This window comes from Bacillus sp. FMQ74, assembly GCF_001875785.1.
Classification (GTDB): domain Bacteria; phylum Bacillota; class Bacilli; order Bacillales; family Bacillaceae; genus Bacillus; species Bacillus stercoris.
Map to the genome: position 1 here is coordinate 50,576 of NZ_MOEO01000011.1, position 14,018 is coordinate 64,593.

Consider the following 14,018-nt stretch of genomic DNA (forward strand, 5'->3'; position numbering starts at 1 on the left):
TTGTTAACGTTCTAAAATCCACTCATGCGCCGGATCATTATGAAACTTCCATTTTCGCGTCGGCCCTGCCATGACATTTAAATAGTAGGATGTGTATCCGTCCGGAACGCCTACCGGGTGGTATCCCGCAGGAACGATGACAACGTTTTCATTTTCCACAGTCATTGTCTCGTCAATAGAACGGTCATCTGTGTATACGCGCTGAAACACAAAGCCCTGTCCCGGGTCTAACTCATGGTAGTACGTTTCTTCTAAGAAAGATTCTTCCGGCAAGTTGTCTTGATCATGTTTATGAGGCGGGTAGCTGGACCAGTTACCGCTGTCTGTATAGACTTCAACTACTAATAGGCTGTTAGCTGAAGGGTCTGAATCCGGAAGAATGTTATGAACAGTACGCTTGTTTGAAAATTGCCCCCGATGCTCAATTCCGTTGTCTTCCGCTTTGATCAGCTTTGTCGGAAGCTGCTTTTCCGATGGAGAATAGCAAAGCGCCACTCTTGCGTCGCTGACCGCTGTGATCTCAAATGCTCGGTCATTTGATATATAAACGCTGTCTGTCGGTTTTCGTTCAAATACGCTTTCACGCGTGCCGATATTCTCAAAAGTCGACTCATGATCTGTCACTGTAATTTTTCCCGTTACCGCCACAATACAGATTTCTTGTTTTTTCAATTCTTCTGTATAGCTTGAACCTGTAGCAAGATCTAACACTTTAAACTCTACATAAGTGAGATCAGAGTTGGATTTCGTTACTTCGTGCACGAGTTTGACCCCATTAGACACTTCATGCGACTGCGGCTTACGCAACAAATAACTCATAGTGAAGCCCTCCTCTTTCTATTGGCAGAATGAGTCCGAACAGCGCACATGGACGCCGTTCGGCTTTTCGTCGTTTAGTTGAAATCAGGTGCCGGATATCTTGCCGTAACTACTTTTTTACGTGTATAAAAGTCGACGCTGTCTTTTCCGTTCGCATGCAGCGTTCCAAAGAATGAAGATTTCCAGCCTGAGAATGGGAAGAACGCCATTGGAGCCGGGACACCAAGGTTGATGCCTAGCATTCCCGCATCAATGTTTTCACGGAAGTAGCGGATTGCGTTTGAGTTGGATGTGAACAAGCAGGCGCCGTTCGCAAACTCAGACTTATTGGCGATTTCAATCGCTTCTTTCAGGTTTTTCACACGGATGACAGATAAGACCGGAGCGAAAATTTCATCTTTCCAGATCGTCATCTCTGTTGTGACATTGTCAAAGATCGTCGGGCCGACAAAGTAGCCGTCGTCTGACGCATTTTCACGTCCGTCACATACGAGTCTGGCACCTTCTTCAAGGCCTTTTTCGATATAGCTGAGCGTGCGCTTCTTGTTGTCTTCACGAATCACCGGTCCTAAGAACACGCCGTCATCAAGGCCGTTACCGATTTTAATGTCCGCCACTTTTTCCTGCAGATTCGCCATAAATTCATCGGCGATTCCTTCTTCAACCGTCACAACCGCACAAGCCATGCAGCGTTCACCGGCAGAACCGAAAGCAGCTCCGACAATGTTTGTGACCGTGTCTTCAAGATGCGCATCGTTCAAGACAATCGTATGGTTTTTCGCGCCGGTCAGAGATTGAACGCGTTTTAAGTGTTCGCTTCCTTTTTTGTAGACGTATTCGCCGACCGGCTTGGAGCCTACGAATGAAATCGCTTTAATTTCAGGATGCTCGAGGATGCCGTTCACAACGTCATGCGCACCGTATACGACGTTGAATACCCCTTTCGGAAGGCCCGCTTTTTCAAAAAGCTCAACCAATTTCTCTGTTAACAGCGGAGTCCGCTCAGATGGCTTTAAAATAAATGTGTTGCCGAGCGCGATCGCCATCGGGAACATCCAGCAAGGAACCATCATCGGGAAGTTGAATGGCGCGATTCCGCCGACAACTCCGATTGGGTAACGGTAGTTCGCCGCTTCAACGTCCGTTGCGATGGAAGCAAGCGAGTCACCCATCATCAGGGAAGGTGCTCCAGCGGCGAACTCTACGTTTTCAATCCCGCGTCCCACTTCACCTAAAGCTTCTTTCGTGTTTTTTCCGTTTTCAATGGTAATCAGATGAGCAAGTTCTTCTTTATGCTGGGACAGCAGCTGCTGGAAGTTAAATAGAATTCTGGCACGGCGCGGAACCGCCACCTTTGACCATGTTTTAAATGCTTCAGCCGCCGTTTGCGCTGCGTAATCAATATCCTCTTTTGTAGAAATCGGCACTTGGCACAGTACTTCTTTCGTCGCCGGGTTGACGACATCTTCATATTGATCTGTTTTGCTTTCAACCCATTCACCGTTGATGTAGTTTTTTAATTTTCTGATTTCTGCCATTCTTATTGCCTCCTTCATTAGTAAACACATACACTTGTATGGATGGTTCAGGATAGATTCATATCAATATCCACTTTTCAGCAAGCCAAGAATTAAACGCTTTCAAAAAAAACAAAAAAATAAATGGCGGATGCATATTTACATACAAGCAACCATTTCATGCACATCAGGTTACTTTTTGGTCATTTCTTGGTTATATTCTAATCGCATAATACCCATAAGTCAATCATAAACACTAAATTTTTTCATTATTTTTATTATATTAATCTTTCAATCAATTAAGAGAGGTAAGAGAAGGCCGTCGAATCTTGCGAAAGTTATATAACGATGTTATCATTTTTTAAGCAACTATTGATTAACTTTTGGTTTTTATTATATATTTATGTTACGTAAAGATTCAAGAAGGAGTTTTTTATATGAAACTGATGCGGATTCAGGAAATGGAGGAGTACATTTTATCGCATGGCACTGTTTCCTTAGATGAGCTGTGCCAGGTGTTCAATGTCTCCAAAAACACAGTCAGACGTGATATCAACAAGCTAACAGAAAAGGGTGCGATTGAAAAAGTATACGGCGGCGTAACATCTATTGAAAAAACCGCATTAGTTCCTTTTGAAAATCGCACCATTCAGCACCAGGATGAAAAAACAAAAATCGCTCATTATGCTTCCCGTTTTATTGAAGATCATGATTTGGTCTTTATTGATTCAGGAACGACGACAAAGTCTATTCTTGATACGCTTGATCCTGCCAAAAATGTCACCATCTTAACCAACAGTTTAGATATTATCAATGCGGCATCAGCTTTGAAGAATATCAACTTAATCATTATCGGAAACAACTATAAGAGAAAAACCCGCTCCTTTGTCGGCATGGACGACCCGGCTATGCTTGATAAGTACAATATCAACAAAGCCTTTATGTCCGCTACCGGAACGACGCTGACACACGGATTGACCAATTCGGATCTGCTGGAGTATGAAATTAAAAAGAGGATTTCAGAAAAAGCAAAAGAAGTGTATCTATTAGCTGACCATTCTAAATTTGGAAAATCAACGCTTCTGACATATGCGCCGTTTGACAGGCTGCATTGCATTGTGACCTCTCAGCCATTAGACGACGAGTACACGCAGTACTGCAATGAGCATCAAATCGGCATTCATCTGGCCTAACGTTTACAATAGTGTTGAGAGTTTATCATCCATTTTATTCTAGGAGGCAGATCATGAAAAAAGCGAAGCTCGGAAAATCAGACTTGCAGGTATTCCCTATCGGATTAGGAACAAATGCTGTCGGAGGACATAACCTCTACCCGAACCTGAATGAAGAAACCGGAAAAGAATTGGTGCGCGAGGCGATTCGTAATGGCGTGACAATGTTAGACACCGCTTATATTTACGGGATCGGCCGTTCCGAAGAATTAATTGGTGAAGTGCTGCGTGAATTCAACCGTGAAGATGTTGTCATCGCCACAAAAGCCGCTCACAGAAAACAAGGCAATGACTTTGTCTTTGATAATTCACCAGAATTTCTTAAAAAATCAGTTGATGAAAGCCTGAAGCGCTTGAATACCGATTATATCGATTTGTTCTACATTCACTTCCCTGACGAACATACTCCGAAGGATGAAGCCGTTAACGCGCTGAATGAGATGAAGAAAGCCGGAAAAATCCGCTCCATCGGTGTATCCAATTTCTCTTTAGAGCAATTGAAAGAAGCAAACAGAGACGGTTTGGTAGATGTATTGCAAGGTGAATACAACCTGTTAAACCGTGAAGCGGAAAACACATTCTTCCCGTATACGAAGGAGCATAACATTTCATTTATCCCTTACTTCCCGCTCGTATCTGGTTTATTGGCAGGAAAGTATACAGAAGATACAACGTTCCCTGAAGGCGACCTGCGCAACGAACAGGAACACTTCAAGGGCGAGCGTTTCAAAGAAAATATCAGAAAGGTCAACAAGCTTGCGCCGATTGCTGAGAAACACAACGTGGATATCCCTCACGTCGTATTGGCTTGGTATTTAGCAAGACCGGAAATTGATATTTTAATCCCTGGAGCAAAACGTGCCGATCAGCTGATTGATAACATCAAAACAGCCGACGTGACGCTTTCTCAAGAAGATATTTCGTTTATTGATAAGCTGTTCGCATAAGAAGAAAACAGCCTTCTCCATTGGGGAAGGCTGTTTTCTTGTGCGATAAATTCCTAGAAGCAAAATCTTACAAAAAGAGCCATACATCCGATAAAATAAAGGTAGTTTATCTCAGAAAGAAAGTGATGAAAAAGTAAAAGCATGCAATGTTAATCTCACCTAGAAATATAGACTCATAACAAGCAAAAAAGCTGATCCAGCTTCTTTGATTCGCAGCTCAGAATAGCGGACCGTTTCGGCGGTCTATGGAGGAAACAGAATGAAACTTAAATATGTAAAAGCCTTAGTTGCAGTAACCGTTGCTTTAGGTGTACTGCTGCCATCAACGATTTCTCATGCAAAAAGCTTTAGCGGCCGCTCATCATCTAGTTACAGCAGCCGAAGCTCAAGCTCATCATACAGCGGAAGCTATAAATCCAGCCCGAAATCAAGCTACAGCTCAGGATCAAGCTCTTCTAGCAAAAAATCCAAGACATCTGACAATTCATCATCATCGATATCGCTTAAAAAGAAGCCTTCGGAAAAGGCAAGCTCATCAAGCTCTAAAAAATCGTCAGGCACCTTTTCCGGCGCTACATCAAAAGTAAGCGGAAAGACATACAGCGGAAAAACGTCTAAAGCTTATGTTGGCGGACGTTATGTTTCAGTCAATCATTACTATCACGCAGGTTTCGCGCCATCAGGATGGTTTGGATATTATAGCGGATTTACAATGGGTATGTTCATGATCAGCATGATGCACCCATGGGGTTACACCTATCATCCAGTCGGAGGCCCAGGCTATGTTTCTTATGGCGCTTCACCCATTGCCTGGATCGTTGATATCATCGCTTTGATCATTATTTTAATCATTGTCATCGCATTGATTCGCGCATTTAAAGCACCAAAGACGTACAGAAGGAGATTTTAGGCAATGCGATTAATATTAAATGAGCAAGAAATTGTAGACGGAATTTGCGTGTATATTTCCAATGAAGAAGATATCTACCCTGAAGACGTTGAAGTAAGGGAGCTATCTTACAATAAGCGTACAGGGTTCTTCGCTGAAGCCAAATTTGGCCTGCACCACAAGCAGCTTATGTCAGATGACATTTCAGAAGGCATTATTCAGTTCTTAGAGGAATACCACAACTTCAATCCAGACGTAACCGTCGTTGAATTGCAATTTGATAAGAAAAAAGGCTTCTCCGCCTTGGTTTTCGTTAACGAGGGAGAAGAATAAACGTGTCGTAATCAAAACCTTACTCCGGGTGAGTAAGGTTTTTTAATGGTTTCTCTGAGCATATCTCGAAGTTATTTCGTTTTTCCTAAATCCAGCGGATCTGTGATCATCTCTTTTGGCTTTACTGTTTCTTTTTTTTCAAAACAAATGTTTCAAATGAGATAGGAAATGGGTACTAATCTATTAACTTTGTTACACATTTTAGATACTCATTGGCTCAACAACTGAGGAGGAGACATTTGTGAAGAAAGACACAAGGAAATATATGATCTACTTTTTCGGCGCTTTAGGGGGACTGCTTTACGGTTACGATACAGGTGTCATCTCCGGAGCACTCCTGTTTATCAATAACGATATTCCTTTAACGACATTGACAGAAGGATTGGTTGTCAGCATGCTGCTCCTTGGCGCGATTTTCGGTTCGGCCTTGAGCGGCACATGCTCAGACCGCTGGGGCAGGAGAAAGGTTGTATTTGTCCTTTCCATCATTTTCATTATCGGTGCGCTCGCTTGCGCGTTTTCTCAAACAATCGGCATGCTGATTGCATCTAGGGTGATACTCGGGTTGGCCGTCGGCGGTTCAACGGCGCTTGTGCCCGTATATCTTTCCGAAATGGCACCGACAAAAATTCGCGGTACACTCGGCACAATGAACAACTTAATGATTGTCACAGGAATTTTGCTCGCTTATATCGTGAACTACCTGTTCACACCGTTTGAAGCGTGGCGCTGGATGGTCGGTCTTGCCGCAGTGCCTGCCGTGCTTTTGTTAATCGGCATCGCGTTCATGCCGGAATCGCCAAGATGGCTCGTGAAGCGCGGCCGTGAAGAAGAAGCGAGACGAATCATGAACATCACTCATGATCCCAAAGACATCGAAATGGAATTGGCAGAGATGAAGCAAGGAGAAGCAGAGAAAAAAGAAACGACACTCAGTGTCCTAAAAGCCAAATGGATTCGCCCTATGCTTCTGATTGGCGTCGGCCTAGCTATTTTCCAGCAGGCTGTCGGCATTAACACGGTCATCTACTACGCGCCGACCATTTTTACGAAGGCCGGTCTTGGCACGTCAGCTTCCGCACTCGGCACAATGGGAATCGGCGTCCTCAACGTCATCATGTGTATCACTGCCATGATTTTAATTGACCGTGTCGGACGCAAAAAGCTTCTGATCTGGGGAAGTGTCGGCATCACACTGAGCCTTGCTGCTTTATCAGGCGTGCTCCTGACACTGGGGCTTTCTGCTTCAACAGCGTGGATGACAGTAGTCTTTCTCGGCGTCTATATCGTCTTTTACCAGGCGACATGGGGTCCGGTAGTGTGGGTGCTCATGCCTGAGCTCTTCCCGTCCAAAGCGCGCGGAGCCGCGACAGGGTTCACGACTTTGGTGTTATCGGCAGCCAACCTGATCGTGTCGCTCGTCTTCCCGCTGATGCTAAGCGCAATGGGCATTGCATGGGTCTTTATGGTTTTCTCAGTCATTTGTCTTCTCTCATTTTTCTTCGCTTTCTACATGGTGCCGGAAACCAAAGGGCGAAGCTTGGAGGAAATTGAAGCTAGCCTGAAAAACCGGTTTAAAAAGAAGAAAAGCACCCAAAACCAAGTGCTGAATGAGCGAACATTATAAAAAAAGGAATCGTCTCCTTATGGGACGATTCCTTTTTCTGTTTACACCATGACCTTGCAAATATTGTTCGTAAATTCAACTGGGTCCTGAATCGGCAGGCCTTCAATGAGAAGCGCCTGATTGTATAGAAGGTTTGTATACAGGCTCAGCTTTTCTTTATCCTGTGCAAACGCGTCCTGGAGCGTTTGGAATACCTCGTGGTTCGGGTTAATTTCCAGCACTTTATCCGCCTTTACATTTTGGCTGTCAGGCATCGCGTTTAAGATTTTTTCCATCTCAATTGTCACTTCGCCGTCAGCTGCAAGGCAGACTGGATGTGATTTAAGCCGTTTTGAGATTCTGACGTTTTTCACCTTGTCTGACAGAATGTTTTTCATTTCCTCAAATAGATCCTTATACTTGCTTTCCTCTTCCTCGGACTGCTTTTGATCCTCATCCGTGTCTATGCCAAGGTCTCCGCTTGATACGGACTTGAATTCTTTTTCCTGATAAGAAGCCAGCATTTTAATTGCAAACTCATCGATGTCCTCAGTAAAGTAGAGGATTTCATAGCCTTTGTCCGCCACCATTTCCGTTTGCGGCAGTTTCTCAATGCGGTCGTAAGAATCACCGGTCGCGTAATAAATGTATTTTTGCTCCTCTGGCATTCTGGAAACATACTCGTCTAAGCTGACCAGTTTTTTCTCTTTTGAAGAGTAGAATAATAGGAGATCCTTCAATTGATCCTTATTCGCGCCAAAATCATTATACACGCCGAATTTCAGCTGTCTGCCGAACGACTTGTAGAACGTCTCGTATTTCTCGCGGTCTTTTTTCAACAGGCTTTGCAGCTCGCTTTTGATTTTCTTGCTGATGTTTTTCGCGATCAGCTTCAGCTGGCGGTCATGCTGCAGCATTTCTCTGGAAATGTTAAGCGACAGATCCTCGGAATCGACCATCCCCTTCACAAAGCTGAAGTGGTCCGGTAGCAGATCTGCGCACTTATTCATGATCAGCACGCCATTGGAATACAGCTCCAAGCCTTTTTCATATTCCTTGGAATAGTAATCAAACGGCATGTTTTCAGGGACGAATAGAATTGCGTTGTAGCGTACCGCTCCATCCACACTGATATGAACGTGTGTCAGCGGTTTATCAAACCCGTAATGCTTTTCAGCATAGAATTTTTCGTAGTCCTCATCTTTCAGCTCGCTTTTGTTTTTTCTCCAGATCGGCACCATGCTGTTGACCGTCTGCTCTTCCTGCACCTCTTCAAACTCATTTTCGCTGCCTTCCTTCGGCTTATTAATGGTTGTGTCCATTTTGATTGGGTAGCGAATGAAGTCGGAGTACTTCTTGATGATCGCTTTTAAACGATATTCCTCTAAAAATTCGTCATAGCTGTCATCTTCTGTGTTCTCTTTGATTTTCAGGATAATGTCTGTACCGACGGAATCCTTTTCACACGGCTCAATCGTATAGCCGTCTGCACCCGCAGACTCCCATTTATAAGCCTCATCGCTGCCAAGCGCTTTACTGATAACTGTCACGACATCGGCAACCATAAATGCCGCGTAAAAACCGACACCGAACTGCCCGATAATGTCATGCCCGTCTTTCAGCTCGTTTTCCTTTTTAAACGCGAGGGAACCGCTTTTTGCAATCGTGCCGAGGTGCTGTTCCAGCTCATCCTTTGTCATCCCGATCCCCGTATCAGAGATAGTTAATGTTCTCGCATCTTTGTCAGCCGCGACCTTTATGTAGTAACTGTCTTTATCAAACGTAAGCGCATCGTCCGTCAGCGCTTTGTAATAGATTTTGTCAATTGCATCACTCGAATTGGAGATTAACTCGCGCAGGAAAATTTCTTTTTGGGTATAAATGGAGTTAATCATCATATCCAGCAAGCGTTTAGATTCTGCTTTAAACTCTTTTTTCGCCACTCTTGATCGCTCCTTTAACGTTATGTAAACCCTTTTCAGCATCTATTTATCACATACGGTGACAATTGTCAATTAGATTGATAGATGCATATATATGTAAATTTAACATTAGTTGGGCTTGTTTTCACTCTTTTTCACACTCATTCTAATAAAAAAGAGAGGCTTCATCATTCTCTCTTTTTTTCTGCGTCATTCCAGCGGCCAAACTCCCGCTTCATCCATATATGCACCGGGTAGAAAAACAAACCGAACGGTATCAAAAACAATAGATTATGCCATGAAGCATCCAGAAATGCGCTTGCAGTCACCGGAAACGTAATCTCTTGCAATAAAAAAGAGATGACAGTCAGCACAACAAATGCAGATGGAATGGTCACGAAGCAATAAAATTTGAGCTCCTTCTTATGCTGTACCTTCAAACTTACAAACCTCCCAACAATTTCTAATTCATCTTAACATATGCTGGCATTTCTTTTCTCGCATGTTTATCACTGTACACAGCGGGAAGACAAATAGTAAAAGGAGGTCTCGTATCATGGGAAGACTTGAAAACAAAACAGCAGTGATCACAGGCGCCGCGACCGGCATTGGTCAAGCGACGGCAGAGGTTTTTGCCAATGAAGGCGCGCGCGTGATGATCGGAGATATCAATACAGATCAAATGGAAGAAACAGTGAACGCAATCAGAAAAAACGGAGGACAGGCCGAATCCTTTCACCTCGATGTGTCAGATGAAAACAGTGTGAAAGCATTTGCTGATCAAATCAAGGAGGCATACGGAACCATTGATATTCTGTTTAATAATGCCGGCGTTGACCAGGAGGGCGGAAAGGTGCACGAATATCCGGTTGACCTGTTTGACCGCATTATCGCCGTCGACCTGCGAGGCACGTTCCTTTGCAGCAAATATCTGATTCCGCTCATGCTCGAAAAAGGAGGCTCCATCATCAATACCTCCTCCATGTCAGGCCGGGCCGCGGACCTCGACCGCTCTGGCTACAACGCGGCAAAAGGCGGAATCACCAACCTGACAAAGGCGATGGCCATCGACTACGCACGAGACGGCATCCGCGTCAATTCCATTTCGCCAGGTACGATCGAGACCCCGCTGATTGACAAATTAGCAGGCACCAAAGAACAGGAAATGGGCGAAGCATTCCGCGAAGCCAACAAATGGATCACGCCGCTCGGCCGCCTTGGCCAGCCGAAGGAAATGGCGACAGTAGCGCTGTTCCTCGCGTCAGACGACAGCTCATACGTTACAGGAGAAGACATCACCGCAGACGGCGGCATCATGGCATATACATGGCCTGGGAAGATGCTGATTGATGATAAGTGGAAGGAAGAAACGAAATAGACATGCTGCGCAATTTTGTGCGTTAATTAACAAATATGAATCAGCCATAGATATAGCAAAATAAAAGGGAGCTCAACCTGAATCATCAGGTTAAGCTCCCTCTTCATTGTATTTCTTTTTTTCAAGTGAAATACAACTACATATTGCATTTATCCAGATATATTTTACAATAAATTTAGCATTTATTGGAGATTAACAGGGATGAGTATTTTTAACCTTGCTTTATATCTTATCTATTTTAACTATGTACTTTTCGAGCTAAAAGTACCAAAAATTCAATGAATATTTAAAGTATATCCCTTATTAGGTTTACAGTAGTATAAAAATAAAATTTGACAGAAAGGCACGCAATTTATGTCGCAAAACAAACTATTATTTTTACTCTTTTCATTTTCTTCTATCATTCACTTGCTTTTCAACACGATTTTAGACCCTGCTTCAAGCTGGAAATCTTGGTCGGTGAACATTGCTCTGATTCTTTTGGCCCTTCTATTTTTAAATCTCACCTTGAAAGAAAAGAAAGAAACGCAAAAGAACAAGTGACATAACGACACAAAGCCCGGACTGAGTATCCGGGCGAATTTATATCCGTTGTAACGGTTACCTCTCTAAGATTTCCTTTTCGAAACATATTGAAGTAACTCCGCAGGCTGATTTTCTCGTTTATAGCAATACAACCTTATACTTCTTCACATCCAAAAACTGCAAAAACTCCCTCGCCAGCACTTCAGGCGGATGCGCCTTCCCTTCATCCAGCCGATACAAAATCAGCCCGATAATCATCGCGGATACATAATGGGCATAAAGCTTTTTCTCCGCGTGAATATCAGTTTGCTGATGCAGATAAAACGATTTTAGCGCTTTGAACATATTAGGTATCACATGAGGAACACCCCATTCCCGATTAAGAAAATGGACAATGGGCATGTTTGATAAATCAGAAAGCAGATTGGCGAGCGCCTTCTCCGCTTCCTTTAAGGAAAACGTATTCGGGCTGGAGGCTATCGTCAAGTGATCAATGATCTCAGTACATGATCGCTGTATCATGGTTTGGAGCAATTCCTCTTTATTGGCGTAGTGATCATAAAAAGTTGCGCGGCGGATATTGCTTTTGCGCGTAATATCCGAAATCGTGATGGCCGCGTAGTCTTGTTTCTCCGCCAATACGTCCAGAAATGCCTGCTGAAGCGCCTCTCTCGTTCGAACCACCCGCCTGTCGATTTGCTTGTCCTTCTCTCGCTCTCCTGGCACAGCTTGTCCAAACAGCCAATAAAATCTCTTTAGAGAAACAAGCTCCCATACCTTTTGGCTGATAGCTTCCGGAGTCGCGGCCGCATCCTCATTCAGCCAATACAGGATAATTGCGTACGTGTACAAAGCCCGGTAATGTCCGTAAATGTCCCGTTCAATCGGCGTCAAATTCACATGGATCGGAGTCAGCAGCACATCATGCTGAAACACATCCTTAAAAAAACGATGGAAATGCCCTCTGTTCATCATCACTGAAAAAAAGGATCGATGCTCGTGAACAAAGGACAGCGTCGGATGCACCGTTTGCCGTTTATTGTTCAAATGGAGGGTATCCATATGACTGAAGGCGTCAAAAAGCGCTTTGCCCAGCCCTTCCTTCATGTCTTCGAGTAAATCCTCAATGATTGAAAACTTATCCTCATAATAAAGGTAGAGCGATCCGCGACTCACTTTGGCCTTCTCAGCGATTTCTTTCATTGTGATATGTTGAATATCTCTTTCTTCCAATAAAGCCAGCAGCGCCTGTTTCACTTGAGCTTCGGCAGATTCCGGCACAAAAGACACCTCCAATCATTAGACAGATGTTCGATATATGTACGGTAACGTATAGATGGTTCACCGTTGTCTTTCTTATAAAAAGGTACCACCTTATAATAGGTCCGAGAAAAGAAGAAAGCAAATGAGGGGGATCTTATAATGGAACAGCAAGTAAAGGACGACATCCAGCGTGTCTTTCAGCTTCAGAAAAAACAGCAAAAAGCCTTGCGTGCTTCAACAGCGGAACAGCGCAGAGAAAAGCTTCAGCGCTTTTTAGATTCCGTCATCGCTCATGAAGAAGAAATCATTGATGCGATCCGCAAAGACGTCCGCAAACCATATCACGAAGTCAAAAAAGCGGAAATCGAAGGAACAAAAAAAGCGATCAGAGATAATATGAATAACCTGGAACAATGGATGGCGCCTAAAGAAGTCGGTTCATCGTTAAGCCCTGACGCAAACGGGATTCTTATGTACGAGCCTAAAGGTGTCACACTCATTCTCGGCCCGTGGAACTACCCGTTTATGCTGACAATGGCGCCGCTTGCCGCTTCTCTCGCAGCCGGAAACAGCGCGATTGTGAAGCTGTCCGATTTTACGATGAACACAAGCAACATTGCCGCTAAAGTGATAAGAGACGCTTTTGATGAAAAAGAAGTCGCGATTTTTGAAGGAGAGGTTGAGGTGGCAACCGAGCTTCTTGATCAGCCGTTCGACCATATTTTCTTCACTGGAAGCACAAATGTCGGGAAAATTGTCATGACAGCGGCGGCCAAACACTTGGCATCTGTCACACTTGAGCTTGGCGGCAAAAGCCCAACGATTATCGACAGTGAATACGATCTCATGGACGCAGCGAAAAAAATCGCCGTCGGTAAATTCGTAAACGCCGGCCAAACCTGCATCGCACCTGATTACCTGTTCATTAAAAAAGACGTTCAGGACAGGTTCGCGGGCATTTTACAAACAATTGTCAACGCAGGATTTATGGAGGATGATCGCAACCCAGACCGCAGCAAATTTACGCAAATCGTCAACGACCGCAACTTCAACCGCGTCAAAGACCTGTTCGACGACGCTATTGAAAAAGGGGCGGAAGTCGTGTTCGGCGGCGTATTTGATGCCAGCGACCGCACGATCTCGCCAACCGTTTTGAAAAACGTCACGCCTGATATGAAAATCATGCAGGAGGAAATCTTCGCACCGATCCTGCCGATGATGAATTATGAAGACATCGACGAGGTCATCGATTACGTAAATGATCGCGATAAACCACTTGCGCTTTACGTATTCAGCCATAACCAAGACCTGATTGACAACGTCCTTCAGCACACGACATCAGGGAATGCCGCCATCAATGATGTTGTCGTCCATTTCAGCGACGTCAACCTGCCGTTCGGCGGCGTCAACACAAGCGGAATCGGCTCCTATCATGGGGTATACGGATTCAAAGAGTTTTCTCATGAGAAGGGTGTATTGATTCAAGCCGCTAAATAATTGTAGTGAAGAGAATCTGCATTAACTTGCAGGTTCTCTTTTTATCGTTCTATTCACCTAAAGATAAAAAGGTAAAATAAAGAAATATAT

General features: G+C 44.1%; 12 protein-coding genes. 7 read left to right on the forward strand and 5 right to left on the reverse strand.

Annotation, left to right across the window (positions count from 1 at the left end):
* Positions 1-3: 3 nt before the first annotated feature.
* Both iolB and iolA read right to left on the reverse strand, forming a co-directional pair.
* A complete protein-coding gene (gene iolB / locus BLL41_RS18170) occupies positions 4-819 on the reverse strand; it encodes a 5-deoxy-glucuronate isomerase (RefSeq protein WP_071578919.1) in 816 nt (271 codons plus the stop codon).
* Positions 820-893: 74 nt separating this feature from the next.
* Positions 894-2,357 (reverse strand): methylmalonate-semialdehyde dehydrogenase, encoded by a 1,464-nt coding sequence (iolA, locus tag BLL41_RS18175; RefSeq protein ID WP_071578920.1) that lies wholly within the window; start codon positions 2,355-2,357, stop codon positions 894-896.
* A gap of 416 nt (positions 2,358-2,773) precedes the next feature.
* Between iolA and iolR the strand changes: the two genes are divergently transcribed.
* The 5 genes from iolR (at position 2,774) to BLL41_RS18200 (ending at position 7,364) form a co-directional block, all read left to right on the forward strand.
* Positions 2,774-3,529: a myo-inositol utilization transcriptional regulator IolR gene (gene iolR, locus BLL41_RS18180; protein WP_003227050.1), complete on the forward strand. Its 756-nt coding sequence runs from the start codon at positions 2,774-2,776 to the stop codon at positions 3,527-3,529.
* A 53-nt stretch (positions 3,530-3,582) separates the two neighbouring features.
* Positions 3,583-4,515 (forward strand): aldo/keto reductase, encoded by a 933-nt coding sequence (locus BLL41_RS18185; protein ID WP_071578921.1) that lies wholly within the window; start codon positions 3,583-3,585, stop codon positions 4,513-4,515.
* 259 nt (positions 4,516-4,774) lie between these two features.
* Positions 4,775-5,425 carry a hypothetical protein gene (locus BLL41_RS18190; RefSeq protein ID WP_071578922.1) on the forward strand — a complete coding sequence of 217 codons (651 nt, stop codon included), beginning with the start codon at positions 4,775-4,777 and terminating at the stop codon, positions 5,423-5,425.
* A gap of 3 nt (positions 5,426-5,428) precedes the next feature.
* Positions 5,429-5,737 (forward strand): DUF2653 family protein, encoded by a 309-nt coding sequence (locus tag BLL41_RS18195; protein ID WP_071578923.1) that lies wholly within the window; start codon positions 5,429-5,431, stop codon positions 5,735-5,737.
* Positions 5,738-5,978: 241 nt separating this feature from the next.
* A complete protein-coding gene (locus BLL41_RS18200; protein ID WP_071578924.1) occupies positions 5,979-7,364 on the forward strand; it encodes a sugar porter family MFS transporter in 1,386 nt (461 codons plus the stop codon).
* 41 nt (positions 7,365-7,405) lie between these two features.
* Here BLL41_RS18200 and htpG read toward each other — a convergent pair whose 3' ends face one another.
* Together htpG and BLL41_RS18210 are read right to left on the reverse strand one after the other, a co-directional pair.
* The gene (gene htpG / locus BLL41_RS18205) at positions 7,406-9,286 is read right to left on the reverse strand and encodes a molecular chaperone HtpG (RefSeq protein WP_071578925.1); all 1,881 of its coding nucleotides are present in this window, start codon (positions 9,284-9,286) and stop codon (positions 7,406-7,408) included.
* A 167-nt stretch (positions 9,287-9,453) separates the two neighbouring features.
* Complete coding sequence (locus tag BLL41_RS18210; protein ID WP_071578926.1) at positions 9,454-9,705, reverse strand: hypothetical protein; 252 nt, start codon at positions 9,703-9,705, stop codon at positions 9,454-9,456.
* Positions 9,706-9,821: 116 nt separating this feature from the next.
* On the opposite strand from BLL41_RS18210, the gene BLL41_RS18215 reads away from it, so the two are divergent.
* Complete coding sequence (locus tag BLL41_RS18215; RefSeq protein ID WP_071578927.1) at positions 9,822-10,643, forward strand: SDR family oxidoreductase; 822 nt, start codon at positions 9,822-9,824, stop codon at positions 10,641-10,643.
* Between the two features lie 663 nt (positions 10,644-11,306).
* Here BLL41_RS18215 and BLL41_RS18225 read toward each other — a convergent pair.
* Entirely contained in the window at positions 11,307-12,449 is a 1,143-nt protein-coding gene (locus tag BLL41_RS18225) for a TetR/AcrR family transcriptional regulator (protein WP_071578929.1), read from the reverse strand.
* A 141-nt stretch (positions 12,450-12,590) separates the two neighbouring features.
* Here BLL41_RS18225 and BLL41_RS18230 point away from each other — a divergent pair, with 141 nt between their 5' ends.
* Positions 12,591-13,928, forward strand: a complete 1,338-nt coding sequence (locus tag BLL41_RS18230; RefSeq protein ID WP_071578930.1) for an aldehyde dehydrogenase family protein — start codon at positions 12,591-12,593, stop codon at positions 13,926-13,928.
* The last annotated feature ends 90 nt before the right edge of the window (positions 13,929-14,018 follow it).

Bases quoted from the DNA above. Each gene is read 5' to 3' on its own strand.
- iolB (WP_071578919.1), bottom strand. From the start codon at position 819: ATGAGTTATTTGTTGCGTAAGCCGCAGTCGCATGAAGTGTCTAATGGG.
- iolA (WP_071578920.1), bottom strand. From the start codon at position 2,357: ATGGCAGAAATCAGAAAATTAAAAAACTACATCAACGGTGAATGGGTT.
- iolR (WP_003227050.1), top strand. From the start codon at position 2,774: ATGAAACTGATGCGGATTCAGGAAATGGAGGAGTACATTTTATCGCAT.
- BLL41_RS18185 (WP_071578921.1), top strand. From the start codon at position 3,583: ATGAAAAAAGCGAAGCTCGGAAAATCAGACTTGCAGGTATTCCCTATC.
- BLL41_RS18190 (WP_071578922.1), top strand. From the start codon at position 4,775: ATGAAACTTAAATATGTAAAAGCCTTAGTTGCAGTAACCGTTGCTTTA.
- BLL41_RS18195 (WP_071578923.1), top strand. From the start codon at position 5,429: ATGCGATTAATATTAAATGAGCAAGAAATTGTAGACGGAATTTGCGTG.
- BLL41_RS18215 (WP_071578927.1), top strand. From the start codon at position 9,822: ATGGGAAGACTTGAAAACAAAACAGCAGTGATCACAGGCGCCGCGACC.
- BLL41_RS18230 (WP_071578930.1), top strand. From the start codon at position 12,591: ATGGAACAGCAAGTAAAGGACGACATCCAGCGTGTCTTTCAGCTTCAG.